Origin of the sequence: Streptacidiphilus jeojiensis, from assembly GCF_042510965.1 — a bacterium.
In the GTDB taxonomy this organism is placed as follows: domain Bacteria; phylum Actinomycetota; class Actinomycetes; order Streptomycetales; family Streptomycetaceae; genus Streptacidiphilus; species Streptacidiphilus jeojiensis.
Genome location: NZ_JBEUKS010000010.1, coordinates 317,440 through 340,374, shown reverse-complemented (window position 1 = coordinate 340,374; position 22,935 = coordinate 317,440). Strand labels below are relative to the sequence as shown.

At 72.4% G+C, this 22,935-nt stretch carries 25 protein-coding genes; 15 read left to right on the top strand and 10 right to left on the bottom strand.

Annotated elements, in window-relative coordinates; genetic code table 11:
- Positions 1–7 precede the first annotated feature (7 nt).
- The 5 genes from ABUW04_RS27395 to ABUW04_RS27375 form a co-directional block, all read right to left on the bottom strand.
- Positions 8–1,537, bottom strand: a complete 1,530-nt coding sequence (locus ABUW04_RS27395) for a HAMP domain-containing sensor histidine kinase (protein ID WP_449341756.1) — start codon at positions 1,535–1,537, stop codon at positions 8–10.
- Between the two features lie 71 nt (positions 1,538–1,608).
- On the bottom strand, positions 1,609–2,376 hold the full coding sequence (locus tag ABUW04_RS27390) for a response regulator transcription factor (RefSeq protein WP_030255828.1): 768 nt from the start codon (positions 2,374–2,376) through the stop codon (positions 1,609–1,611).
- Positions 2,377–2,500: 124 nt separating this feature from the next.
- The gene (locus ABUW04_RS27385; protein ID WP_380566947.1) at positions 2,501–3,712 is read right to left on the bottom strand and encodes a S1C family serine protease; all 1,212 of its coding nucleotides are present in this window, start codon (positions 3,710–3,712) and stop codon (positions 2,501–2,503) included.
- Between the two features lie 152 nt (positions 3,713–3,864).
- The gene (locus ABUW04_RS27380) at positions 3,865–4,890 is read right to left on the bottom strand and encodes a LacI family DNA-binding transcriptional regulator (RefSeq protein ID WP_030255825.1); all 1,026 of its coding nucleotides are present in this window, start codon (positions 4,888–4,890) and stop codon (positions 3,865–3,867) included.
- Positions 4,891–5,030: 140 nt separating this feature from the next.
- Positions 5,031–5,798 carry a response regulator transcription factor gene (locus ABUW04_RS27375; protein ID WP_030255823.1) on the bottom strand — a complete coding sequence of 256 codons (768 nt, stop codon included), beginning with the start codon at positions 5,796–5,798 and terminating at the stop codon, positions 5,031–5,033.
- Between the two features lie 185 nt (positions 5,799–5,983).
- Here ABUW04_RS27375 and ABUW04_RS27370 point away from each other — a divergent pair, with 185 nt between their 5' ends.
- The 7 genes from ABUW04_RS27370 (at position 5,984) to ABUW04_RS27340 (ending at position 11,512) form a co-directional block, all read left to right on the top strand.
- On the top strand, positions 5,984–6,808 hold the full coding sequence (locus ABUW04_RS27370) for an alpha/beta hydrolase (protein ID WP_380566946.1): 825 nt from the start codon (positions 5,984–5,986) through the stop codon (positions 6,806–6,808).
- A 152-nt stretch (positions 6,809–6,960) separates the two neighbouring features.
- Positions 6,961–7,206, top strand: a complete 246-nt coding sequence (locus ABUW04_RS27365; protein ID WP_380566979.1) for a MoaD/ThiS family protein — start codon at positions 6,961–6,963, stop codon at positions 7,204–7,206.
- Between the two features lie 8 nt (positions 7,207–7,214).
- Entirely contained in the window at positions 7,215–9,110 is a 1,896-nt protein-coding gene (locus ABUW04_RS27360; protein WP_380566945.1) for a hypothetical protein, read from the top strand.
- A gap of 87 nt (positions 9,111–9,197) precedes the next feature.
- Positions 9,198–9,899 (top strand): LmeA family phospholipid-binding protein, encoded by a 702-nt coding sequence (locus ABUW04_RS27355; RefSeq protein WP_380566944.1) that lies wholly within the window; start codon positions 9,198–9,200, stop codon positions 9,897–9,899.
- A 163-nt stretch (positions 9,900–10,062) separates the two neighbouring features.
- Entirely contained in the window at positions 10,063–10,179 is a 117-nt protein-coding gene (locus ABUW04_RS27350) for an Ms5788A family Cys-rich leader peptide (RefSeq protein WP_380566943.1), read from the top strand.
- A gap of 180 nt (positions 10,180–10,359) precedes the next feature.
- Positions 10,360–11,202, top strand: coding sequence for a sulfurtransferase (locus tag ABUW04_RS27345; RefSeq protein ID WP_030255812.1), 843 nt, complete (start codon positions 10,360–10,362; stop codon positions 11,200–11,202).
- A 19-nt stretch (positions 11,203–11,221) separates the two neighbouring features.
- Positions 11,222–11,512 carry a DUF1416 domain-containing protein gene (locus tag ABUW04_RS27340; RefSeq protein WP_030255809.1) on the top strand — a complete coding sequence of 97 codons (291 nt, stop codon included), beginning with the start codon at positions 11,222–11,224 and terminating at the stop codon, positions 11,510–11,512.
- A gap of 134 nt (positions 11,513–11,646) precedes the next feature.
- Here ABUW04_RS27340 and ABUW04_RS27335 read toward each other — a convergent pair whose 3' ends face one another.
- Positions 11,647–12,009 carry a DsrE family protein gene (locus tag ABUW04_RS27335; protein WP_380566942.1) on the bottom strand — a complete coding sequence of 121 codons (363 nt, stop codon included), beginning with the start codon at positions 12,007–12,009 and terminating at the stop codon, positions 11,647–11,649.
- Positions 12,010–12,222: 213 nt separating this feature from the next.
- Between ABUW04_RS27335 and ABUW04_RS27330 the strand changes: the two genes are divergently transcribed.
- The 3 genes from ABUW04_RS27330 (at position 12,223) to ygfZ (ending at position 14,342) form a co-directional block, all read left to right on the top strand.
- A complete protein-coding gene (locus ABUW04_RS27330; protein WP_030255805.1) occupies positions 12,223–12,816 on the top strand; it encodes an FABP family protein in 594 nt (197 codons plus the stop codon).
- A gap of 93 nt (positions 12,817–12,909) precedes the next feature.
- A complete protein-coding gene (locus ABUW04_RS27325; protein ID WP_380566941.1) occupies positions 12,910–13,356 on the top strand; it encodes a Fur family transcriptional regulator in 447 nt (148 codons plus the stop codon).
- Entirely contained in the window at positions 13,353–14,342 is a 990-nt protein-coding gene (gene ygfZ, locus ABUW04_RS27320; RefSeq protein WP_380566940.1) for a CAF17-like 4Fe-4S cluster assembly/insertion protein YgfZ, read from the top strand. The genes ABUW04_RS27325 and ygfZ overlap by 4 nt, the downstream gene beginning before the upstream one ends.
- Before the next feature lie 19 nt (positions 14,343–14,361).
- Here the strand turns inward: ygfZ and dtd are convergent, their stop codons facing one another.
- A complete protein-coding gene (gene dtd, locus ABUW04_RS27315) occupies positions 14,362–14,787 on the bottom strand; it encodes a D-aminoacyl-tRNA deacylase (RefSeq protein WP_030255799.1) in 426 nt (141 codons plus the stop codon).
- Positions 14,788–15,161: 374 nt separating this feature from the next.
- Here dtd and ABUW04_RS27310 point away from each other — a divergent pair, with 374 nt between their 5' ends.
- Complete coding sequence (locus tag ABUW04_RS27310) at positions 15,162–15,659, top strand: RsiG family protein (RefSeq protein WP_037595654.1); 498 nt, start codon at positions 15,162–15,164, stop codon at positions 15,657–15,659.
- Between the two features lie 6 nt (positions 15,660–15,665).
- Complete coding sequence (locus ABUW04_RS27305) at positions 15,666–16,655, top strand: asparaginase (RefSeq protein ID WP_380566939.1); 990 nt, start codon at positions 15,666–15,668, stop codon at positions 16,653–16,655.
- Positions 16,656–16,795: 140 nt separating this feature from the next.
- On the opposite strand, the gene ABUW04_RS27300 is transcribed toward ABUW04_RS27305, so the two are convergent.
- Positions 16,796–17,320, bottom strand: coding sequence for a type III secretion system chaperone family protein (locus ABUW04_RS27300; RefSeq protein WP_380566938.1), 525 nt, complete (start codon positions 17,318–17,320; stop codon positions 16,796–16,798).
- A gap of 9 nt (positions 17,321–17,329) precedes the next feature.
- Positions 17,330–18,619 (bottom strand): glycosyltransferase, encoded by a 1,290-nt coding sequence (locus ABUW04_RS27295; RefSeq protein ID WP_380566978.1) that lies wholly within the window; start codon positions 18,617–18,619, stop codon positions 17,330–17,332.
- 177 nt (positions 18,620–18,796) lie between these two features.
- On the opposite strand from ABUW04_RS27295, the gene ABUW04_RS27290 reads away from it, so the two are divergent.
- Positions 18,797–19,663, top strand: coding sequence for a class I SAM-dependent methyltransferase (locus tag ABUW04_RS27290; protein ID WP_380566937.1), 867 nt, complete (start codon positions 18,797–18,799; stop codon positions 19,661–19,663).
- Between the two features lie 77 nt (positions 19,664–19,740).
- Positions 19,741–20,616, top strand: coding sequence for a sulfotransferase family protein (locus tag ABUW04_RS27285; protein WP_380566936.1), 876 nt, complete (start codon positions 19,741–19,743; stop codon positions 20,614–20,616).
- A 192-nt stretch (positions 20,617–20,808) separates the two neighbouring features.
- Here the strand turns inward: ABUW04_RS27285 and ABUW04_RS27280 are convergent, their stop codons facing one another.
- On the bottom strand, positions 20,809–21,345 hold the full coding sequence (locus tag ABUW04_RS27280) for an O-acetyl-ADP-ribose deacetylase (protein WP_030255785.1): 537 nt from the start codon (positions 21,343–21,345) through the stop codon (positions 20,809–20,811).
- A 248-nt stretch (positions 21,346–21,593) separates the two neighbouring features.
- On the opposite strand from ABUW04_RS27280, the gene ABUW04_RS27275 reads away from it, so the two are divergent.
- Positions 21,594–22,907 carry a PP2C family protein-serine/threonine phosphatase gene (locus ABUW04_RS27275; protein WP_084714475.1) on the top strand — a complete coding sequence of 438 codons (1,314 nt, stop codon included), beginning with the start codon at positions 21,594–21,596 and terminating at the stop codon, positions 22,905–22,907.
- Positions 22,908–22,935: the final 28 nt, after the last annotated feature.

Here is a 22,935-nt window from a genome sequence, read left to right as displayed (position 1 = left end):
GATCGTCTCAGATCCCGGACTTCAGCTCCTCGTCCGCGGTGATCTGCGGGGTGTTCTGCACGGTCGGCGGGGTCGGCGGCGGGGGCGTGGGAGCCCCGGGCAGCTGCACCGTCGCCAGCGCGCCGCCGGTCGAGCCGTCCGGCCCGGGCGCCGCCGCGGCCAGCGAGACCTCGCCGCCGGCGTCGCGGATGGTCTGCGCGACGATGGCCAGGCCCAGGCCCGACCCTGGCATCTGCCGGGCGGAGGGGGAGCGCCAGAAGCGGTCGAAGACGTGCGGCAGGTCCTCGGTCGGGATGCCCGGACCGTGGTCCCGCACCGTCAGGGTGCCGAAGCGCAGCGAGACGTCGATGCTGCCGCCGGGCGGGCTGAACTTCACCGCGTTGTCCAGCAGGTTGATCACCGCACGCTCCATCGAGTGCGCGTCGGCCCGCACGTACCAGGGCCGCAGCTCGACGTTGAAGACCAGCCCGGGACCGCGCAGCCGGGCCCGGTCCAGCGCGCGGGCGGCGATGTCGTGCAGCGGCAGCACCTCCAGCGGCTTGGAGCCCTTCGGCCGGGACGGCCGGGACAGTTCCAGCAGGTCCACGATCAGCGTGGACAGCTCCACCATCTGCGCCTTCATATTGCCGAGCATCCGGTTGCGGGTCGCCTCCGGCAGCGCCCGCCCGGTCTCCTCGCTGCGCACCAGCAGGTCGACATTGGTCCGCAGCGAGGTCAGCGGGGTGCGCAGCTCGTGCCCGGCGTCCGCGATCAGCTGCGACTGCCGGTCCCGGGACCTGGCCAGCGCCGTGCTCATGGAGTTGAACGACTCGCTCAACCGGGCGATCTCGTCCTTTCCGGACACCGTGATGGTCGTCCCCAGCTCCTCGGTGCGGGCGATGTGCTCCACGGCCTCGGTCAGCCGGTCCACCGGCTTGAGCGCCGCACGCGCCACCAGCAGTCCGATTCCGGCCGCACCCAGCACACCGGCGACGGCGACGCCGCACAGGATCAGCAGCAGGCTCTGCAGCGAGGACTCGAGGTCGTGCAGCGGGTAGGCGACCAGCAGGACGGCCTGGGACCCGTCGTAGGTCCCGCCGCTGACACGGACGCCGGTCACCCGGACGAGCGCCTTGGTGCCGTCGGTGTAGGTGCCGTCGCGGATGATGGTGTCACCGACGGCGAGCGACGAGTCCGACGTCTGGACGGTGATGCCCCTGGTGCCGGACTGGGGGATGCACACCTCCTGGCTCGTCGTGGTGGGAACGACGAGTTGGGCGTCGACACCGCCCAGGGGGCTGTGCCCGTCGCCCGGGCCGCCGGGCCCCAGCAGACCGCTGGAGTTCGCGCTCCTGTTGACGGCCGCGGCCGCGGCCGCGGTGGTGCGGCAGGTTGCGTCGTTGAAGGCGTTGCTGCTCACGTAGGCCGTCGTCAGCGACGTCCTGGCCTGGCTGTACAGCTGGTCCCTGACGATGAAGAAGCAGGAGAACGCGGCCGCGGCGATCGCCACGGCCACGGCCGCGGCGGTCAGGATCGACAGCCTTCCCCGGAGCGACATCCGGGTGAACCAGCCCGCGAAGCGGTGCCCCTGCTTCGCGGGTTCCTCCGCGGCGACAGCCGTGTCCGCGCTCACGTCCCGCTACCTGCGCGGAGCGCGTACCCCACGCCGCGGACCGTGTGCACCAGCCGGGGCATCCCGCCGGCCTCGGTCTTGCGGCGCAGGTACATCACGTACACGTCCAGCGAGTTCGACGACGGTTCGAAGTCGAAGCCCCAGACGGCCTTGAGGATCTGCTCGCGGGTCAGCACCTGGCGCGGGTGCGCCAGGAACATCTCCAGCAGCATGTACTCGGTGCGGGTCAGCTCCACCGGCTGGCCCGCCCGGGTCACCTCGCGGGTGGTGGTGTTCATCCGCAGGTCCTCGAAGGCGAGCACCTCGTCCTCGGCCGCGCCGCCGACCCCGGCCGCCTGGGCGATGGAGTTGCGCCGCAGCAGCGCCCTGACCCTGGCCAGCAGCTCGTCCAGTTCGAACGGCTTGGCCAGGTAGTCGTCGGCGCCCACGTCCAGACCGGTGACCCGGTCGCCCACCGCGTCCCGGGCCGTCAGCATCAGCACCGGGACGGTGTCCCCGCGGGACCGCAGCCGGCGGACGGTGGTCAGACCGTCCATCCGCGGCATCATGATGTCCAGCAGCACCAGGTCGGGCGACTTCTCGGCGATGGCGTCCAACGCCTCCAAGCCGTCCGAGGCGGTGGTCACCTCGTAGCCCTCGAAGGCGAGGCTGCTCTCCAGGGCGTCGCGCAGCGCGGGCTCGTCGTCGACGACCAGGACACGGGCGAGCGCGTCCTCGGTCGACGACGGGTCGTTGGCTGCGGGCTGCGCGGCGGAGGCACTCATCTGGCTGTTTCCTCGGATTCCTCGGGTACGGACACGATGGCATCTGTCCGCGATTGTCCGTCACGGGCGGGCCCCGCGTCAGGACGACGTCGTGTCGTGACTCCGCGACTTCGCGCCGCGGGCGTCAGGAGGTGATGTTCTGCCCGGCCTGGAGCTGCGGCAGGACCGCCTTCACCGCGTTGATCGGGATGGCGAAGCCCAGGCCGACGCTGCCGGCCTCGCTGCTGGAGCTGCTGCTGGAGGACGAGCTGTACATCGAGGCGTTGATCCCGATGACCTCCCCGGAGCTGTTGAGCAGCGGGCCGCCGGAGTTGCCGGGGTTGAGCGAGGCGTCGGTCTGGATCGCGTTGTAGGTCGCGGTCTGGCTGCTGGAGGAGCTGCCGGAGCCGGAGGAACCGCTGCCGCCCTGCTCACCGGACCAGCTTGGGAAGCCGAAGCCGCCGTTGGACTGGGTGGTGCTCTCGCTGACGTCCACGGTGACCTTGCGGTTCAGCGCGCTGACGATGCCGGAGGTGACGGTGCCGGTGAGGCCGTCCGGGTTGCCGATGGCGACCACGGAGTCGCCGATCGCGACCGAGCTGGAGTCGCCGAGCGAGGCGGGCTTGAGGCCGCTGACGTTCTCCGCCTTGATCACGGCGACGTCCAGGCCGGCGTCGGTGCCCACGATGCTGCCGGTGGCGGTCTTGCCGTCACTGAAGGTGATCTTGATGGTGGCGCTGCTGTCGCTCGCCGCCGCGGAGATCACGTGGTAGTTGGTCAGGATCTGGCCGGTGGAGGTCAGGATGATGCCGGTGCCGATGTCCTCGCTGTTGCCCGAGTCCACCGTGATCTGCACGGTGCTGGGCGTGACGGCGGACGCTATCGCGGCGGTGTTGCTGGTGGTCTTGGAGTCGGAGGTGACCACCGCGCCGGTGCTGTAGTTGGCGGTGGTGCTGCGCTGGGCGCTGATCACACCGCCGGCGACCCCGCCGGCCAGCGCGGAGACCAGGGCCACGGCCGCCACCAGGGCGATCGGACGGCGCAGCCGGCTGCGCTTCTTCGGGGCGGGCTCGGCCGCGTGGTGGGCGAGCTCGCCGGGGCCGCCGTCACCGGTGCCGCCCCAGCCGCTGCCGCCCGCGTACGGCGCGGGGGCGGGCATCGGGGGGCCGGGGAGCGGTGCGGGGTTGCCGGGGAAGACGGTGCCCTCGATGGGCGCCTCGCCGTAGTGGGCCGCCGGCGCGTGCTCCGGCATGGGGGGCAGCGGCACCGTCGGGTCGACGCCCGCGCCGTCACCACTGGTGTAGGGGTACACGCCCGGCTCGGGGGCGCCTTCAGAATTCCGGTGCGTCTCGCTCATGGCTTCAATTTCCGCCCGCAACATGAGAGCCCACTGAGAGCAAGCTCATAGCCCCACGAAAGAATCAAGGCCCATGCTCCGCTCAGATGAGTGTCGGCTCCACGCCGGGTCAGAGCTGCGCTCCGGCCCTCCGACGGTAAGTTCCGCCCGGCCTATCCGCAGCCGCACGAGCGCCTGGTCACCAGCCTGCTGGGGAAGCGCCGCACCCGCGGCGTGTCCGATCCGGGCACCAGCAGCGAGTCGTCCAGCACCAGGTCCACCGCGGCCTTGGCCATGGCGTCCCGGTCCGAGGCGATGGTGGTCAGCGGCGGGTCGCAGAACGCCGCCTCGGGGATGTCGTCGAAGCCGGCCAGGGCCAGGTCCTCGGGGATCCTGACGCCGACCTCGCGCGCCGCCCTGGCCACGCCGATGGCCTGGTCGTCGGTGGAGCAGAAGATCGCCGGGGGGCGGTCGGGGGAGCGCAGCAGCTCCACGGCGACGGCCCTGGCCCCGTAGCGGTCGAAGGGCGCGTCGATGAGCCGGCCCTCGGTGCCCAGGCCGGCCGCGCTCATGGCCCGGCGCCAGCCCTCGATGTGGTCGATCACCGGGTCGCCCGGGGCGGGCGAGGCGACCGGGCCGCCGAAGCAGGCCACATAGGGGTGCCCGTGCCCGAGCAGGTGCTCGACCGCCAGCTGGGCGCCGCCCACGTCGTCGGTGACCACGGCGACGTCCTCGGCGCTCTCCGGGCGGCGGTGCAGCAGCACCACCCGGGAGTCGTCCTGGGCCGCGAACTCGGTCGCGGCCTGCTGCGAGGGTCCCTGGCTGATCAGGATCAGCCCGGAGACGCGCATGCCCAGGAAGGCCCGGACGTAGTGCATCTCACGGTCGCCGACGTAGTCGGAGTTCCCTATCAGCACGATCTTGCCGCGCTCCGAGGCCACCCGTTCCACCGCGTGCGAGAGCTCGGCGAAGAACGGCTGGCGGGCGTCGGGCACGACCATGCCGATGAGGTTGGTACGGCGGCTCGCCATCGCCTGGGCGACGCTGTTGGGGCGGTAGCCGAGTTGCGCTATCGCCGCGAGCACGCGTTCGCGGGTCGCCGGGGCGACCGGGCGGGGGCCATTGTTGATGACGTAGCTGACGACCGCGGTCGAGGTCCCTGCCAGCCTGGCCACGTCGTCGCGGGTCACCTTGGGCACGGCGGCAGTCTACGCGCCTCACCGAACTGTGGTGGACCTGTCCAGAACCGAGCACTCCGGTCGGTGACCGAGCGGGCGTGCGGAAGGTGTCCGGAAGCCCCCGGACACCTTCCGCACGCCCGCTGGAACGGAGCGGCGGCTCAGACCTCCGCGTCCGCCTCGATCGGCTCGACGGCACCGACGGCCGGCGGGAACGCAGCGTCGCCGTCGGGGCGGGGGATGCTCCCCTTGTCGCCCTTCTCCGGCACCACGAAGCGGTAGCCGACGTTGCGGACCGTGCCGATCAGCTGCTCGTGCTCCGGGCCGAGCTTCGCCCGCAGCCGGCGGACGTGCACGTCCACGGTGCGGGTGCCGCCGAAGTAGTCGTAGCCCCAGACCTCCTGCAGCAGCTGCGCCCGGGTGAAGACCCGGCCGGGGTGCTGCGCCAGGTACTTGATGAGCTCGAACTCCTTGAAGGTCAGGTCCAGCACCCGGCCCTTGAGCTTGGCGCTGTAGGTCGCCTCGTCCACGGACAGGTCGCCGTTGCGGATCTCCATCGGGCTGTCGTCCTGGACCACCTGCATCCGGCCGGTGGCCAGCCGCAGCCGCGCCTCGACCTCGGCCGGGCCGGCCGTGTCCAGCAGCACGTCGTCGATGCCCCACTCGGCGGTGACGGCGGCCAGGCCGCCCTCGGTCACGATCAGGACCACCGGCGCACCGGGTCCGGTGGAGCGGATCAGCTGGCACAGGCTGCGGATGTGCGGCAGGTCGCGGCGGCCGTCGACGAGGACCACATCGGCACTGGGGGTGTCCACGAGGGCGGAGCCCTCGGCGGGGGCCACGCGTACGTTGTGCAGCAGCAGGCCGAGTGCGGGCAGTACCTCGGCGGACGGCTGCAGGGCGTTGGTGAGCAGCAGCAGAGAACTCATACCCGGTTAGTCCCCTTTCCGGGTGGGACGGTGAGGGTGGCGGCTCCGTGGGTTCCGGCCGGGCACACGGCGTTGTGCGTTCCGTCCGGAGAAGCCTCTCGCAGGTCACGCGTTCAGGATCTGTAACCACAAAAGGACCCGGGGGCGACTCTGCCCGGATCCCTTGGAGAAGGAGAATAGCCCACATGGACGCTGTCGCGAAGGGTCTGACCAGGACTGGTACGGATGTGCGGCCATGGAACGCCCCCGCCGAAGCACTGCTGCTGACTGTCGACGGCGTACGTATCCATGCAGCTCACCGCCCGCTGAGCGGTTCCGGGGAGTCCGCTGGGAGGGACCTCGCGGTGGTCGTCGCGCACGGCTTCACCGGCGCGGTGGAACGGCCCGCGCTGCAACGCGCCGCCGGGGTGCTGTCCCAGTATGCGGGCGTGGTGACCTTCTCCTTCCGCGGCCACGGCAGGTCCGGCGGGCTGTCCACGGTCGGCGACCGGGAGGTGGACGACCTCCAGGCGGCCGTCGACTGGGCCCGCTCGCTGGGTTACCGCCGGATCGTCACCGCCGGCTTCTCCATGGGCGGCGCGGTGGTGGTGCGCCACGCCGCGCTGTACGGGGGAGTGGCGGCGGTGGCCACGGTCAGCGCGCCGGCCCGCTGGTACTACCGGGGCACCGTCCCGATGCGGCGGCTGCACTGGGTGGTGATGCGCCCGCTGGGCCGGGTGGTGGGCCGGCTCGGGCTGCGGACCCGGATCGACCCCAAGGAGTGGCAGGAGATCCCGGTGCCGCCGGTGGAGGCGGCGGCACTGCTGGCCGAACGGGGCATCCCGCTGCTGGTGGTGCACGGGGACAGCGACCCCTACTTCCCGCTGGACCACCCGCGCTCGCTGCATCGGGCCGCCGCCGCGAAGGGCAGCTCGCAGCTCTGGATCGAGCCCGGCTTCGGCCACGCCGAGAACGCGGCGGACGAGGCCTTGCTCGAACGTGTGGGCGAGTGGCTGACCAGCGCGCGGTGACGGAAGCGGGTCCAGGAGTCCATGATGGCCCGATGCGAGGTTCCACTGAGGAGGGTGAGATGACCGCTGGTCCGGCATCCGCCGAGGCAGCAGGCGTACAGGAGGGTGTGCACCGTTCCCCCGGGGGGCGACCCCCGGTACCGACCGGAGTGATCCGCTACTGGGCGGCGGCTAAGGCCGAGGCGGGCACGGGCGAGGAGCCCTACCGCGCGGCGACGCTCGCCGCGGCGCTGGAGGCCGCGCGTGCGCTGCACTCCGACCGGCCGCGGTTCGCACAGGTCCTCGGCCTGTGCTCGTTCCTGGTGGACGGCGACCCGGTCGGCAGCCGCGACCACGCCGACGTCGAGCTGGCGCAGGGCGGCACCGTCGAGGTCCTGCCGCCGTTCGCGGGAGGGTGACGCAGAGCATGTCCGGATATTCGGGTTCCCCCATCTTCCCCGCCGAGGGTCGTCAGCCGTCCGAGTGGAACGAGGCCGAGCAGACCTCGCTGCTGCCGCCCTATCCGCAGGGCCCGCCGGACGCCGCCGCGGCGCCTCCGCCGACCTCGCGCTTCGGCCAGATCCACGAGCGCTACGCGACCACCGAGGTGCCGCTGCCGCAGGAGCTGATCCAGCCTCAGTTCCCGTCCCAGGAACAGGGGCAGGGGCAGGGCCAGGGCCAGGCCGGTCCTGGCTGGCCGTCCGAGTGGGAGCGCGGGGCGGCCCCGGCCGCCGCGCCGGCGCCCCCGACCGGCTGGCAGCCCCAGCAGCAGCCGGGCGCCCAGCAGTGGCAGCAGCAGCCGGGCGTCCCGCCGCAGGCCCAGTCCTGGCCCGCCCCGGACGCCGAGGCCACCGCCTTCCTCCCGCCGGTCCCGCCGCAGCCCGGCGCCCCCGGCTGGCAGCAGCCGGCTCAGGGCGCCGACGCCTTCCTCCCGCCGCAGGCCCAACCCGGTGCCCAGCAGTGGCAACAGCCCGGCGTCCCGCCGCAGGTCCAGCCCTGGGGCACCCCGGACGCCGAGGCAACCGCCTTCCTCCCGCCGGTCCCGCCGCAGCCACAGCCAGGAAGCCCCCCGGGCTGGCAGCAGCCGGGCACCCCGGGCGGCGACGCGGAGGCCACCGCCTTCCTCCCGCCGGTCCCGCCGCAGCCGCAGCCGGGCACCCCCGGCTGGCAGCAGTTGGGCACCCCGGGTGGTGACGCCGAGGCCACCGCATACCTGCCGCCGGTGCCGCCGGCCGGCGCGGCCGCCCCGCCGTACCCGGTCCAAGCGGCCCGGGCGGAGGCCCCCGCGCCCGAGTACTTCGACGCCCTGGGCGCCCAGCCGCAGTCCCAGCCGCTCGCCTACGGTGCGCCGACCTCGCTCCGGGAGACCTTCGCCGCCGCGCAGCCCACCGGACCGGCCGGGGAGTTCGCCCCGCCGCCACCGCAGCCGCTGGAGGCGCAGCCGGGCGGCTCGCTGCGCGAGGCCTTCGCGGCGGCGCAGCCCACCGGTCCGACCGCCCCGGAGGCCGCGGCCCACCCCCAGGGCCCGGCCGCACCGGCCGTTCCCGCCCAGGCCGCCCGCAAGGGCTCGCCGATCGTCGACCCGGGCATCCAGCCCGCCGCCGCGACCGCGGCGATCGCGGTGCTGCTGACCCTGGCCGCGCTGCTCGGCCGTCCCGCCCTGGTCGTCCCGACGCTGCTGCTGCAGGCGGTGACCTCCGCCGGATGGTTCCGGCTGAACGGCATGTGGCCCGCCCGGCAGGGCATCGCCCTGGCCGCGCTCGGCGGCGTCACCGCGGACGCGGCGATGCTGGCCGCCTCCGGCGGCACCGCGCCGGCCGTGCTGGCGGGCACCCTCGGCGGGTTCTTCCTGCTGGTGCTGATCCTGCAGATCTTCCGGCCCAGCAACCCCGACGAGCGCTTCTACGCCCTGACGGTGAGCGCCTCGGCGACGGTGATGACCGTCCTCGCGGGCTGCTTCCTGGCCGCCGGGTCGGTCACCCACCACGGCTGGTCGACCGGCGCCGCGGTCACCGCGGGCGCGCTGTCCGCGGCCGTCGCCACCGCGGTCTCCGCACTGCCGATGCTCCCGGCCAAGGCCGGCTTCGGCGCCGGTGCGGCGGCCAGCCTGCTGGTCGGGGCCCTGCTGGGGGCCGCGACCGGACTCGGCGCGGGCGGGGGCCTGCTGCTCGGCCTGGCCGCGGGCGCCTGCGCCCTGGTCGGCCGCCGGGTCGCCGGGTACGACTTCCCGTCCCGCTTCGTCCATCTGACGGCGGGTGTCGCGGTGCCGCTGGCCTGCGCGGCTCCGGCCGTCTTCCTGGTGGGTCACCTGCTCGCGGGGTAGACGTGGCAGCAGTACCCCGGGCGGTCCGCGGAACCGCGGACCGCCCGGCCGCTGTCTTCTCCGGCACGTCCGTCCAAGGAGGACTCCATGCGCGCCGCGCGCCGACTGCTGATCGTCCTGATCGTCCTCGCCGCCCTGTTCGTCGCGGCCGACAGGATCACCCTGCACTTCGCCGAGAGCGAGGCCGCGAGCAAGATCCAGTCCGAGCGGAACCTCTCGCAGAAACCGAGCGTCAGCATCGGGGGCTTCCCCTTCCTGACCCAGCTCGCCTCCAAGAAGTTCGACGAGGTGAAGATGAGCGCCTCCGACCTGACCGTGAACGACGGCAAGGGCGGGCCCAACATCCAGCTGCAGAACTTCCGCATCGACGCCAAGAACGTGAAGGTCACCGGCAACTACAGCGGGATCGTCGCCGGCAGCGGCACCGGGACCGCCCGGATCTCCTACGCGGACCTCTCCGCCGCGCTGCCGAACCAGGTCACCGTCGCCTACGGCGGCACCCCGGGCAAGGTGAAGGTCTCCGGCAAGGTCGACCTCCCGGTGCTGGGGTCGCAGCAGGTCTCCGGCACCGCCGACATCAGCGTGGTGGACGGCAACGGCATCAGCCTGACCAACCTCAGCGGGATCACCGGGGTCGACCCGACCGTGGCGAGCCTGGTCGCGTCCTTCCTCCAGCCCAAGCTGCAACTCGCCGGTCTGCCCAGCGGCCTCAGGCTGGACTCGGTGCAGCCGGGCCCGGACGGCATCGACATCACGGTCTCCGGCACCAACGTCTCGCTCAGCAACTAGCGGGTGTCCCGATCCGCGAGACGGGGTGTCCACCGCCGTCTCGCGGATCGGTGGAACACCCCTCCCCGGTCCCCCCGCGCCCCCGTCCGCACCCGGCCGGATCCGCGGCCGCTGCCGTTGATATCAACATACGGACCGTTTCATCTCAGAGTTCAAGACACCGATGACAGCACGCGCTCCGTTCCCTAGCATCGGAGCCATGAAGCGACAGGCGGATCTCACGAAGCGGCGGGCGGTAGACCTGTGCCGCGTGGCTGCCTGCCTCTGTCGAATGCGCTGACAGGGCGTCGCTCCGTCCGTTTCCAGGACGGTTCCGCCCGCAGGCCGCGGGCTCGCTGAGCCCGCAACACCGCGTACATCTCGCAGACCACCGCCGCGCTGTCCCACGATCCGGACTCCCCTCCGGACGCACGTCCGCGCGGCGCCGCTCTTCCGCAACTGCCCCGGATGGAGAATCCCCATGAGCCGCAGTGACGTCCTGGTAAGCGCCGACTGGGTCCAGGACCACCTGGACGACCCGAAGGTCGTCGTCGTCGAGGTCGACGAGGACACCGCCGCGTACGACAAGAACCACATCCGCAACGCCGTCCGGATCGACTGGAAGAAGGACCTCCAGGACCCGGTCCGCCGCGACTTCGTGGACCAGGCCGGCTTCGAGGCGCTGCTGTCCGCCAAGGGCATCGCCAACGACGACACCGTCGTCCTCTACGGCGGCAACAACAACTGGTTCGCCTCCTACGCCTTCTGGTACTTCAAGCTGTACGGCCACGGCGACGTCCGCCTGCTGGACGGCGGCCGCAAGAAGTGGGAGCTCGACTCCCGCGACCTGGTCGACGGCTCCGCTGTCCCCGAGCGCGCCGCCACCGAGTACAAGGCGCAGGCCCAGGACACCTCGATCCGCGCCTTCCGTGACGACGTGGTCGCCGCGATCGGCGCCAAGAACCTGGTCGACGTCCGCTCGCCAGACGAGTTCTCCGGCCGCCTGCTCGCCCCCGCGCACCTCCCGCAGGAGCAGTCGCAGCGCCCCGGCCACGTCCCGAGCGCCCGCAACATCCCGTGGTCCAAGAACGCCAACGACGACGGCACCTTCAAGTCGGACGAGGAGCTGAAGGCCCTCTACGAGGAGGAGAACGTCGACCTCTCGAAGGACACCATCGCGTACTGCCGCATCGGCGAGCGCTCCGCGCTCACCTGGTTCGTGCTGCACCAGCTGCTCGGCCAGACCAACGTCAAGAACTACGACGGTTCCTGGACCGAGTACGGCAGCCTCGTCGGCGTTCCGATCGAGCTCGGCTCCAACTGACCCCCTGAAGGAGAACACCATGTGTGGAGCGAAGGCCGGCGGCCCCGATCTGGCAGGAGTTGACGTGGCGAGCGAGACCATCATCCAGGGTTCGGTGACCCGGGACGGCGAGCCGGTCAACGGCTATGTCCGTCTGCTCGACGAGGGCGGCGAGTTCACCGCCGAGGTGCCGACCTCCGCGACCGGACAGTTCCGCTTCTTCGCGGCCCCCGGCACCTGGACGCTCCGCGCCCTGGTGCCCGGTGCGACCGTCGACCGCGTGGTCGCGGCCCAGCAGGGCGCGGTGGCCGAGGTCGCCATCGCCGTCTGACCGGCACACCCGCACCAATGACGAAGCCCGCCCGGCTCCCCCCCCAGGCGGGCTTCGCCGTTTCACGGCTGCGGCGGGCGCGTCCTTCTGCTTTTAGGGGCGCGAGGAACTGCGCGGCCAACCAAAGCAGACCGTCAGTAAACCAGCGCCTGAACCCCGTCCCCCATAACCTCGCTCACAAAAACCTGCGCGCCGGCGATCCGCACCCCCTCCACCACGTCGCCCGAGGCGATCCCCCGCCGCGCCGCACACTGCGTACACAACGTCACCCGCCCCGCGCCCAGCACCGCGTCCAGCAGCTCCGGCAGCGGCGCCGCCTCAGGGAGCTCGAACTCCGCTGCCCGCCCCGGCAGGGCGAACCACGCGGACTCGCCGGTGAGCCACAGCGACACCTCCACCCCGCTGGCGACGGCGACCGCCGCCACCGTGAACGCCTGCGAGCACCGCTCCGGCGCGTCCGCTCCCGCGGTGACCTTGATGACCAGCTTCTTCGACATACCGCCACCCTAGAAGCCCGACGTGGCGGGGCTCACCGCGAGTGCCCGCCCTCCGGCGACTAGAATCGGCGGAAGACCCTTTCCCTCCCCCGAGGAGCACCCGCGTGTCCAGCCTTGAGTACTTCTTCGACGGCCTGCTGATCGTCATCGCACTCGCCGTCGTCTGGTTCGCCGTGTTCTCGGTGAAGAAGCTCTACCAGGGCCAGCGCTGACATGGTCGCCAAGATCGAGGTCCCGTCCGGCCTGCACAAGGACGTCGTCTCGCTGGCCTTCCTGCTCGGCACCTGGGAAGGGGCCGGCGTCCACGACTTCCCCGGCGCGGAGAAGTGCAACTTCGGCCAGGAGATCGTGTTCCGCCACGACGGCCGGGCGTTCCTGGAGTACCGCTCCCGCAGCTGGGTGCTGGACGCCGAGGGCAACAAGGTGCGTCCGCTGGAGAGCGAGACCGGTTTCTGGCGGGTCACCAGCAACCAGCACGGCACCAGCGGCGCCCGCGAGGTGCAGTTCTCCTCGGTCCGCGACGACGGCACCGTGGAGATCTGGTACGGCGAGCTGGCCGACGGCAAGCCGCAGATCGAGCTGGCCACCGACGCGGTCGCCCGGATCGAGGGCGCGGCCCCGTACAGCGGCGGCAAGCGCCTGTACGGGCTGGTCAACGGCGAGCTGATGTGGGTGGGCGAGAAGTCCGCCCCCGAGGTGCCGCTGCGCCCCTACATGTCGGGCCAGCTCAAGAAGGTGCTGAACCCGGCGCAGCTGGTCCAGGACGTCTCCGACCTCCCGGACGACGGCATCGCCTTCTTCCGCTGAACAACACATCAGGGCCGCCCGCTCCCGCACCCCCATAGACTCGGGGTGCGGGCTTTTTGGGGCGCGCAGTCCGGCGTGCAGAGGGGCGACGTGGTGAGCGGCATCGACTGGCAGACGGATCTGAGAGCGCGTGGGTACCGGCTCACCCCGCAGCGCCAGCTGGTGCTGCAGGCCGTGGACAGCCTGGGCCACGCCACGCCCGACGACGTCCTCACCGAGGTCCGCCGCACCGCCACCGGCGTCAACATCTCCACGGTCTACCGCACGCTGGACCTGCTGGAGGAGCTCGGACTGGTCTCGCACGCCCACCTGGGCCACGGCGCGCCCACCTACCACCTGGCCGACCGGCACCAGCACATGCACCTGGTCTGCCGGGACTGCGAGAAGGTCACCGAGACCGATGTCTCGCTCGCGGCGCCGCTGGTGGAATCACTGAGGGCCAGCCATGGTTTCGAGACTGACGTGAAGCACTTCGCCATCTTCGGCCGTTGTGCCGACTGCTGCCGCAAGACCGGCCCGACCGAGGACGCTGACCAGTGACGACCACGCAGACCACCCCCGCCAGCCCGCTGCTGACCTCCGTCCGCGGCGCTGTCGCCGCCGACGGCGTGGACGCGCCGGTCGCCGCGCACTACGGCGAACTCTCCCGCGAGCAGCGCGAACTGGTCGCCGGCCGGGGCTTCGTCGACCTGTCGCACCGCGGTGTGGTCACCGTCAGCGGCCCGGACCGGCTGAGCTGGCTGCACCTGCTGCTGACCCAGCACGTCAGCGAGCTGCCGCCGCAGCAGGCGACCGAGGCGCTGATCCTCTCCCCGCACGGCCACATCGAGCACGCCCTCTACCTGGTCGACGACGGCGCCACCACCTGGATGCACGTCGAGCCCGGGACCCAGGGCGAGCTGGTGGCCTACCTGGAGAAGATGAAGTTCTTCAACCAGGTCGAGATCGCCGACGCCACCGCCGACTACGCGGTGGTCTTCCTCCCGGCCGGCTCCACGGCCTCGGCCGAGGGCGCCGCCGCCGTCCGCGAGCTTCCCTACGGCCGCGACCTGTTCCTGCCGCGCGCCGGGCTGGCCGAGCTGACGGCGGCCTTCGGCGCTCCGTCCGGGCTGTGGGCCTACGAGGCGCTGCGGATCGAGGCGTACCGGCCGCGGTTGGGCTTCGAGACCGACCACCGCACCATCCCGCACGAGCTGGGCTGGCTGGAGACCGCGGTCCACCTGCAGAAGGGCTGCTACCGGGGCCAGGAGACGGTGGCCCGGGTGCACAACCTGGGCCGGCCGCCGCGCCGCCTGGTCTTCCTGCACCTGGACGGCAGCATGGAGGTGCTGCCGCCGCACGGCACCGAGGTCCGCCTCGCCGCGGACGGCGCCGATGGCCGTCCGGTCGGCTTCGTCACCTCCTCGGCCCGGCACCACGAGCTGGGGCCGGTGGCGCTGGCGGTGGTGAAGCGGAACACCGCGCCGGACGCCCCGCTGCTGGCCGGCACCGTGCCGGCGGCGCAGGAGACCGTGGTCCCGCAGTAGCTCGGCCTCCGACGGCGGCTCAGAACTCCAGCAGCACCGTGAACGGGCCGTCGTTCACCAGCGAGACCTTCATGTCCGCGCCGAAGCGGCCGGTCTCCACGGTCGCGCCCAGCGCCCGCAGCTGTGCGACGACCTCGTCCACCAGCGGCTCGGCGACCGGCCCCGGCGCGGCGGCGTTCCAGGTGGGGCGGCGGCCCTTGCGGGCGTCGCCGTAGAGGGTGAACTGACTGATCACCAGCAGCGGGGCGTCCAGGTCGGAGCAGGACTTCTCGCCCTCCAACACCCGAAGCGACCAGAGCTTGCGGGCGAGCAGCGCCGCCTGCTCGGCGGTGTCCTCGTGGGTGACCCCGACCAGGACGCAGAGCCCCGGGCCGAGGATGGAGCCCACCACCTCCCCCTCGACGGTCACCTTCGCTTCGGTCACGACCTGAGCCACAGCACGCATGGCCCCATTCTGGTGCAGTCCCCGGCTGCTCCGACCAGGGGGCTTGCACGGATCATCCGCACGCCCCCTCGCCGACCGCCCGCAGGGCGTTGCGCAGGGAATATGCACCGGTCGTATGAGCCACCCGAATTCGCCAGGGGGTCCGTTGCGGCCGATTGGGTGCAGCTCGCCTGCGCTGGGCAGGTAGGGAGTGGGAGCATGCGAACTGAACGTACGGGCTGATGGTGCGGCGGCTGAGTGTGCGACGACTGAGTGTGCGGCGCGGGACGGACGATTTCGGGATGGCGAGTGTGGTGGGCGACAGGTACGACACGGGGACGGATCGCATCCCGGCGCGGGGGCGGGGGACCGTACCCGGGGCACCGGCCGTACCCGTGGGAGCGGACGCGCTCGGCCGCCTCGGCATCGAGGAACTGCGGACGCTGCGGCGCCAGGCCCAGGAGGACGAGGCCGACCTCTCCTACCTCCGCCGGCTGCTGCACGGCCGGGTGGACATCCTGCGCGCCGAGCTCACCCGCCGCAGCGGGCGGACCGCGGCCGCGAACACCCTTCTGGAGCAACTGGCCGCGATCCTCACCGACGTGCCCTCCCAGGTCCGCAACTCGGCCCGGCACCTCACCCTGAACACCCCGCGCAGCGAGGAGTTCCAGGCCCTCGCCGACGAACTGATGGACGACGTGGCCCTCGCCGACCTGGAGTCCCAGTCGGACGTGGCGCTCCAGGCGGCCTGCATCAGGCTCACCGCCCACGAGCGGATGCTCTCGGGGCGCAGGCAGGGGCTGCAGCGGACGGTGGACGGTTGCAGCGCGGAGATCACCCGCAGGTACCGTGAGGGGGAAGCGCGCGTCGACGATCTGCTCTCCGGAGGCTGAACCACCATGAACACCCAGGCCACCCCGGTCGTACCGCAGCCCCCCGTCCCCGACTCGGCGGTGCTCGCCGAGGTGGTCCGCTCGGGATTCACCGAGGGCCGGCACCGCGGCTCCCTGGTGGTCCTGGCCGCCGACGGCTCGGTCGACTTCGCCCTGGGCGTTCCGGAGCTGCCGGTCTTCCCGCGCTCCAGCAACAAGCCGATGCAGGCGGCGGCGATCCTGCACACCGGACTCCACCTCGACGGTGAACTGCTGGCCCTGGCGGCGGCCAGCCACTCCGCAGAAACGTTTCACCTGGACGGTGTCCGCAAGATCCTGGCCGGGGCCGGACTGACCGAGCAGGCACTGCAGACCCCACCCTCGCTGCCGCTGGACCCGGTCGAGTCGGAGGCCTGGATCCGCTGCGGCGGCCACCCCGAGCCGATCCTGATGGACTGCTCGGGCAAGCACGCCGCGATGCTGGCGACCTGCGTGGCCAACGGCTGGGACACCGGCTCCTACCTGGAGCTGGAGCACCCGGTGCAGCAGCAGGCGCTGGCCACGGTGCAACAGCTGAGCGGCGAGCAGGTCTCCGCGATAGGCACCGACGGCTGCGGTGCGCCGCTGATGGCCGTCAGCCTCACCGGTCTGGCCCGCGCGTTCCGGGCCATCGCCCTGGCCGACCCGGGCACCCCCGAGCGGCGGGTCGCCGACGCGATGCGGGCCCACCCGGAGTACGTGGCGGGCACCCGCCGGATCGACACCTGGCTGATGCGCGGGATCCCCGGGGCGGTGGCCAAGATGGGCGCCGAGGCGGTCCAGGCGGTGGCCCTGGACGACGGCCGGGCGCTGGCCTTCAAGATCGAGGACGGCGGCTACCGGGCCGTCGGACCGGTCCTGGCCGCGGTGCTCCGCCGGATGGGCGTCACCGCCGCTGGCGACGCCCTCGGCCGCATCGCCTCGGCCCCGCTCTACGGCGGCGGCCATCCGGTCGGCGAGGTGCGCGCGGCGTTCTGAGGGTTCTTCGGCTGCGGCGTGTGCCTGGTTGATCGCGCAGTTCCCCGCGCCCCTGAGGTGCTGCAACTGAGCCAGTTGCAGTCGGTAGGGGCGCGGGGAACTGCGCGACAAGCCATGCACATCCCGCACCCGAAAGCCCGTCAGGCCCCGTCGCCGCCGGTCAGCCGGGTGAACGCCTCCAGATTGCGGGTGGACTCCCCCCGCTTCGTGCGCCACTCCCACTCGCGCCGGATCGCCGTGGCGAACCCCAGCTCCAGCAGGGTGTTGAAGGGCTCGTCCGCGCTGCTCAGCACCGCGCCCAGGAGCCGGTCCACCTCCTCCGGCGTCACCGCCGCCAGCGGCAGCCGGCCGGCCAGGTAGACGTCGCCGAGCCGGTCGATCGCGTAGGCGATCCCGTACAGCCGGGTGTTGCGCTCCAGCAACCAGCGGTAGAACGCCTCGTGGTTCTCGTCGGGGTGGCGGACCACGAAGGCGTTGATGCTGAGGGTGTGCTCGCCGACCCGCAGCGAGCAGGTGGTGGAGAGCTTGCGGGTGCCCGGCAGGGTCGCCACGCAGGTGTACGGATCGCCGGAGGGCTGCTCCCAGGCCACCCCGGCGTCGTCCAGTGCCGACTGCAATACCGACAGTGCCCGCGCGCGGGCACTGTCCTCGTCCTCGACGTCCATGCCCTGACGTTACCGCGCGGTACCCAGCGCCTCGCGGTACACCTCGATGGTCTCCGCCGCCGCGCCGGTCCAGCCGAAGTTGCCGGCGTGGCAGGCCGCGGCCGCGCCCATCCGCAGGCCCAGGTCCGGGGCGTCGACCAGATGGTGCAGTGTGTGGGCCCATTCGCGGGGGTCGTGCCCCTGCACCAGGAAGCCGGTCTCGCCGTCGCGGACGGCCACCGGCAGGCCGCCGACCGAGGCGGCGACCACGGGAGTGCCGCAGGCCTGGGCCTCCAGGGCGACCAGTCCGAAGGACTCGCTGTAGGAGGGCATCACCAGGGCGCTGGCGGCGCGGTACCAGTCGGCGAGCTCGGACTGGCAGACCGGGGGGTGGAACCGGACCACATCGGATATGCCCAGCTGGGCGGCGAGCTTGTGCAGGCTCTCGGGACGGGCCAGCCCGCTGCCGCTGGGTCCGCCGACGACTGGGACCACCAGCCGGTCACGCAGTGAGGGATCCCGCTCCAGCAGTTCGGCGACGGCCTTCAGCAGCACGTCGGGGGCCTTGAGCGGCTGTATCCGACCGGCGAAGAGCAGCACCGTCGCGTCCACCGGCAAGCCCAGCCGGGCCCGGATCTCCGCGCGGGCGGCCGTCATCGCGCGGGGCCCGCTATGGTCCACCGCGTCGCCGACCGTGCCGACCGGCGTGGCCGTGGCCGGCCGGAAGACCTCCAGGTTCACCCCGGGGTGCACCACGGAGAGCTGGTCGGCCCGGGCACCGTAGTGCTCGGCCAGCTCGTGCGCCTCCTCGGTGGTGTTGGCGATGAGGCGGTCGGCGGCCTCCACGACCTGGCTCTCGCCGATGATCCTGGCGGTGGGCTCGGGGGTGTCGCCGACGGCGAGAGCGGCGTTCTTGACCTTGGCCATGGTGTGCATGGTGTGCACCAGCGGCACGCCCCAGCGCTCCGCCGCCAGCCAGCCCACCTGGCCGGAGAGCCAGTAGTGGGAGTGCACCAGGTCGTAGTAGCCGGGCCGGAAGCCCGCCTCGGCGCGGAGCACGCCGTGGGTGAAGGCGCAGAGCTGCGCGGGCAGGTCCTCCTTCAGCAGTCCCTCGAAGGGGCCTGCGGTGACGTGCCGGACCAGCACGCCCGGGGCCAGCTCCACGGTGGGCGGCAGGTCGGACGCGGTGGCCCGGGTGAAGATCTCCACCTCGACGCCGAGGGCGGCCAGCCGCTTGGAGAGCTCGACGATGTAGACGTTCATGCCCCCCGCGTCACCCGTTCCCGGCTGGTGCAGCGGGGAGGTGTGCACGCTCAGCATTGCCACGCGGGCAGGGCGCAGGGTCACCGCTCGTCCTTTCGCTCCGGCTCCGGCCGCACCGCGACCCGTCAACAGTGGGGGAACAGAATCCCGCGCCCGGTGATTCCCCCTTTTCCGGGGCCATCTGCCCTGAACAGCCGGGGTATCGCCGGAGCGGGGCCGCGTAGGCTGCCTGACATGCGTGTACGTACAGCGGGCGGCCGGGCCGCGCGTCCGGTGGGGGCGGTGACACGAGGTACCACCAATCCCAATCGGCTGCGTCGTATGGACCGCTGGATCGTGGCGGAACTCACCCCGGCGCTCCGGGCCGCGGACCCGCCCCCGGTCGCGGTCGACCTCGGCTACGGCGCGGCTCCGTGGACGGCCGTGGAACTGCGCAGCCGCCTGGCGGCGGTCCGGGCGGACGTGCGGGTGGTCGGCATCGAGATCGAACCGGAGCGGGTCGCCGTCGCCCAGCGCTATGCGAGGCCTCCGGAGCTGACCTTCCGGCGCGGCGGCTTCGAGGTCCCGCTGGACGGCCTGGACGGCCAGGAGGGTGCGGGCGGCCCGGGCCGGGCTCCCGGGGCCGGGGGCGCGCTGCTGATCCGGGCCGCGAACGTGCTGCGCCAGTACGAGGAGGCCCAGGTGGCGGAGGCCTGGGCGCTGCTCCGGGCCCGGCTGGCGCCGGGCGGACTGCTGGTCGAGGGCACCTGCGACGAGATCGGCCGCCGCCACGTCTGGGTGGCCCTGGACCGCGAGGGCCCCCGGACGCTGACCCTCGCAGCCCGCCTCGGCGGCCTGGAGCGCCCGTCCGACCTGGCCGAACGCCTGCCCAAGGCGCTGATCCACCGCAATGTCCCGGGCGAGCCGGTGCACGCCTTCCTCCGCGACCTGGACCGGGCCTGGGCCGCGGCGGCGCCCTACGCGGACTTCGGCGCCCGGCAGCGCTGGATCGCGACCGCCCGCACGGTGTCCGCCGACTGGCCGCTGGTCGGCGGCCCGCGGCGGTGGCGGCTGGGGGAGTTGACGGTCCGTTGGGACGCGGTCGCACCGGCTCCGGCATAGCGTCCGGCCGGCGTCGATGAGGGAACATCAAGTCCGGTCTCAGCCGGGTTTCACGTTCGGTTCTTACCTTGAGGCGCATGAGCTGGCAGAAGAAGATCAATGACACCCTGTCGGAGCGCGTCGGAATACGGGTCGTGCGCAACCGGCCCACCACCCCCGGGACGCAGCTGTCAGCCGGCAAGGTGTCGAGCGAAGCCAGACCGCCCGCCGATCCGGAGACCGACCGGCTGGTGAAGGCCCCGGTCTTCGTCCTGTCCACCCCGCGCGCCGGGTCCACGCTGCTGCGGGTCCTGCTCAACAGCCACTCCCAGCTGCACGCCCCGCACGAGACCCATGTCCGCCGCTTCACCGTGAAGGCCACCACGGAGCCGGCCGTCCAGGCGATGGAGGCGATGGGCCACAACGCAGCCGATGTCGAGCACCTGCTGTGGGACCGGGTCCTGCACCGGGAGCTGGTGCGCAGCGGCAAGCGGTACTTCGTGGAGAAGACCCCCAGCAACGTCTTCGTCTGGCAGCGCCTGGCGACCTGCTGGCCGGACGGACGCTTCATCGTGCTGCTGCGCCACCCCTGTTCCATCGTCAGGTCCTGGTACGAGGGGAATCCGCAGGAACGGCCGATGGAGCTGGCGCTGAAGCACACCCGCAACTACATGGAGTACCTGGAACACGCCAGGCGCGAACTCGACGCCCTCACCGTCCGCTACGAGGACCTGACCGCCGACCCGGCCCTGCAGACCCGGCGGATCTGCGACTACCTCGGCATCGGCTGGGAGCCCGGGATGCTCCAGTACGGCCGCAAGGACCACGGGGAGTTCGTCAAGGGCATCGGCGACTGGAGCGAGAAGATCCAGTCCGGAGCGGTGCAGGCCGGGCGCCCGCTGCCGAGGCCGCAGGACGTCCCGGCGGAACTGCTTCCGTACGCGAGGGCCTGGGGGTACCAGGTCGACGCCTGAGACCGTGCATCGGAGACCGTGCATCGGAGGTCGAGCTCGCGGCGGCCGGTTCGATGACCATTCTGGGGGTGGTCCGGCCGGACTAGCAGGCGATACGAACCACTTTCACTCGAACGAGTTATCGAATACTTATGGCGTGTTGACGCCCCCTCAGTCCACCATGGACCCATGCCCCAAGCCCGGTCCCGTGCATCACAGGCCCAACTCCCGGCGCACGGACTCGAACACCTCGAACGCCTCGCCCCCGAACAGCACGAACCGCACCTCGACCACCTGACTCTCCGTCCCCAATGCCACCTCCTGCACCGTCCGCAGCGCGATCCTCGCGGCATCGCGTACCGGCCAGCCGTAGATGCCGGTCGACACGGCCGGCACGGCCACCGTCCGTGCCCCCAACTCGTCCGCCACGCGCAGCGATTCGCGGTAGCAGGAGGCCAGCAGTTCGGCCCGGCCGGGTTCGCCCGCCGCATACCGGGGGCCGACCGTGTGGATCACCCAGCGCGCAGGCAGCCGCCCGGCCGTCGTCGCCACCGCCCTGCCGGTCGCCAGCCCCTTGCCGTAGTGCGAGGCCCGCAGCGCCCGACAGGCAGCCAGAATCTCCGGCCCGCCCTTCCGGTGAATCGCCCCGTCGACTCCACCTCCGCCCAGCAGCGAGCTGTTGGCGGCGTTCACCACCGCGTCCACCGCCTGCTCGGTGATATCACCCTGAACCGACGTGATCTCCATCACGCACTCCCTTCGATCGGTCGCACGCTATCGCTCCAGTTCCGGTGCGGGCAGCGGGTTATTCGTCGCCCCGGGCGTCCCGTCGCAGGCCACGGGTACCGCAGGTCACTTCGGCAGCTGTGCGGCCCGGTGTGCGGAGGGCCTGTGGAGATCACGTTAGGGTCACGGGAACAGAGCAGGTTCGTGGTGTCTTATGGGCACTGCGTCCGCCGGTCAACCGTTGCACAGCCAGGGAGAGGGAGGTATCGCTGATGCCCGCGATCGAACGCGCGCACGACCCGCAGTCGAGCATGGCCAGTCCGCGGCCGATACCGCGCCCGCGCCCTGCCACGGTCTCCGCCGCGCCGGCCCCTCCCGCGGTCACCCCGGCCGGTGGCGCCCTCTCCGTGCTGCTCATCGACGACAGCCCGCAGGACGCCGAAGCGTTCCACAACCTGCTCGCCGAGGTCGGCCCGGAGGTGGAGCTGCGCTGGGCCCGCACCCTGGACGCCGGCACGGCCATGCTCAACGCCGACACCGCCTGCGTCCTGCTCGACCTGGAACTCCCGGACAGCGGCGGTCTGGACGGCCTGCGCCGACTGCTGCGCCGCGCGCCCCGCACCGCCGTGCTCGCCGTCACCAGCACCGCCGACGTGCACCTCGGCGCCGCCGCGGTCGCGGCCGGCGCCCAGGACTTCCTGGTCAAGCAGGAGATCGACGGCCGGCTGCTGACCCGCGCGGTCCGCTACGCCGTGGAGCGCAAGCGGGCCGACGAGTCCCAGCGCAGGCTGGTCGAGGCGGAGCTGCGCGGTCAGGAGAACGCCCGCCTGCAGCGGCACCTGCTGCCCACCCCGCTGCTGGAGGGCTCGGGCCTGGCCTTCCACGCCCGCTACCGCCCCGGCCGCCGCCGCGCGCTGCTCGGCGGCGACTTCTACGACGCCGTGCGCACCGCCGACGGCACCGTCCATGTCGTCATCGGCGACGTCTGCGGCCACGGTCCGGACGAGGCCGCGCTCGGCGTGGCGCTGCGGATCGCCTGGCGCACCCTGGTCTTCGCCGGGCTCCAGGGTGAGGCCCTGCTCGGCACGCTGCAGCGGGTGCTGGAGCACGAGCGCCGCAGCGAGGAGATCTTCGCGACCCTCTGCATGCTCGCCATCGAGCCCGAGAGCGAGTACGCCGAACTGCACCTCGCCGGCCACCCCGCGCCGCTGCTGCTGCGCGAGGACCGCGATCCCGAGCTGCTGCCCTACGACTTCGGCGGCCCGGCCCTGGGCCTGCTGCCGATGCTCGGCGACACCGGGGAGGAGCAGTGGCCGCCGCGCAAGGTCAGGCTGGGCGCGGAGTGGGGGCTGATGCTCTACACCGACGGCCTGATCGAGGGCCGGATAGGGGCGGGCACGCGCCGACTCGGCCAGGAGGGGCTGATCGCCATGATCGGCGACCACCAGGAGAGCGGTCTGCGCGACGAACTGCTGATCGACACGGCCATGTCCGAGGTCGAGGACCTCAACGGCGGCGCGCTCGCCGACGACGTCGCCGTGCTGCTGCTCACCCGCAGCGGCAGCGCGCCGGTCACCTACGTGTAAGTCCTACGCCCGGCCCCCGGCGCCGGCA

What these genes read in the sequence shown, in the direction of transcription:
- ABUW04_RS27395 (WP_449341756.1), bottom strand. Translation starts at nt 1,537, where the DNA reads ATGTCGCTCCGGGGAAGGCTGTCGATCCTGACCGCCGCGGCCGTGGCC.
- ABUW04_RS27390 (WP_030255828.1), bottom strand. Translation starts at nt 2,376, where the DNA reads ATGAGTGCCTCCGCCGCGCAGCCCGCAGCCAACGACCCGTCGTCGACC.
- ABUW04_RS27385 (WP_380566947.1), bottom strand. Translation starts at nt 3,712, where the DNA reads ATGAGCGAGACGCACCGGAATTCTGAAGGCGCCCCCGAGCCGGGCGTG.
- ABUW04_RS27375 (WP_030255823.1), bottom strand. Translation starts at nt 5,798, where the DNA reads ATGAGTTCTCTGCTGCTGCTCACCAACGCCCTGCAGCCGTCCGCCGAG.
- ABUW04_RS27370 (WP_380566946.1), top strand. Translation starts at nt 5,984, where the DNA reads ATGGACGCTGTCGCGAAGGGTCTGACCAGGACTGGTACGGATGTGCGG.
- ABUW04_RS27360 (WP_380566945.1), top strand. Translation starts at nt 7,215, where the DNA reads ATGTCCGGATATTCGGGTTCCCCCATCTTCCCCGCCGAGGGTCGTCAG.
- ABUW04_RS27355 (WP_380566944.1), top strand. Translation starts at nt 9,198, where the DNA reads ATGCGCGCCGCGCGCCGACTGCTGATCGTCCTGATCGTCCTCGCCGCC.
- ABUW04_RS27350 (WP_380566943.1), top strand. Translation starts at nt 10,063, where the DNA reads ATGACAGCACGCGCTCCGTTCCCTAGCATCGGAGCCATGAAGCGACAG.
- ABUW04_RS27345 (WP_030255812.1), top strand. Translation starts at nt 10,360, where the DNA reads ATGAGCCGCAGTGACGTCCTGGTAAGCGCCGACTGGGTCCAGGACCAC.
- ABUW04_RS27340 (WP_030255809.1), top strand. Translation starts at nt 11,222, where the DNA reads ATGTGTGGAGCGAAGGCCGGCGGCCCCGATCTGGCAGGAGTTGACGTG.
- ABUW04_RS27335 (WP_380566942.1), bottom strand. Translation starts at nt 12,009, where the DNA reads ATGTCGAAGAAGCTGGTCATCAAGGTCACCGCGGGAGCGGACGCGCCG.
- ABUW04_RS27330 (WP_030255805.1), top strand. Translation starts at nt 12,223, where the DNA reads ATGGTCGCCAAGATCGAGGTCCCGTCCGGCCTGCACAAGGACGTCGTC.
- dtd (WP_030255799.1), bottom strand. Translation starts at nt 14,787, where the DNA reads ATGCGTGCTGTGGCTCAGGTCGTGACCGAAGCGAAGGTGACCGTCGAG.
- ABUW04_RS27305 (WP_380566939.1), top strand. Translation starts at nt 15,666, where the DNA reads ATGAACACCCAGGCCACCCCGGTCGTACCGCAGCCCCCCGTCCCCGAC.
- ABUW04_RS27300 (WP_380566938.1), bottom strand. Translation starts at nt 17,320, where the DNA reads ATGGACGTCGAGGACGAGGACAGTGCCCGCGCGCGGGCACTGTCGGTA.
- ABUW04_RS27295 (WP_380566978.1), bottom strand. Translation starts at nt 18,619, where the DNA reads ATGCTGAGCGTGCACACCTCCCCGCTGCACCAGCCGGGAACGGGTGAC.
- ABUW04_RS27290 (WP_380566937.1), top strand. Translation starts at nt 18,797, where the DNA reads ATGCGTGTACGTACAGCGGGCGGCCGGGCCGCGCGTCCGGTGGGGGCG.
- ABUW04_RS27285 (WP_380566936.1), top strand. Translation starts at nt 19,741, where the DNA reads ATGAGCTGGCAGAAGAAGATCAATGACACCCTGTCGGAGCGCGTCGGA.
- ABUW04_RS27275 (WP_084714475.1), top strand. Translation starts at nt 21,594, where the DNA reads ATGCCCGCGATCGAACGCGCGCACGACCCGCAGTCGAGCATGGCCAGT.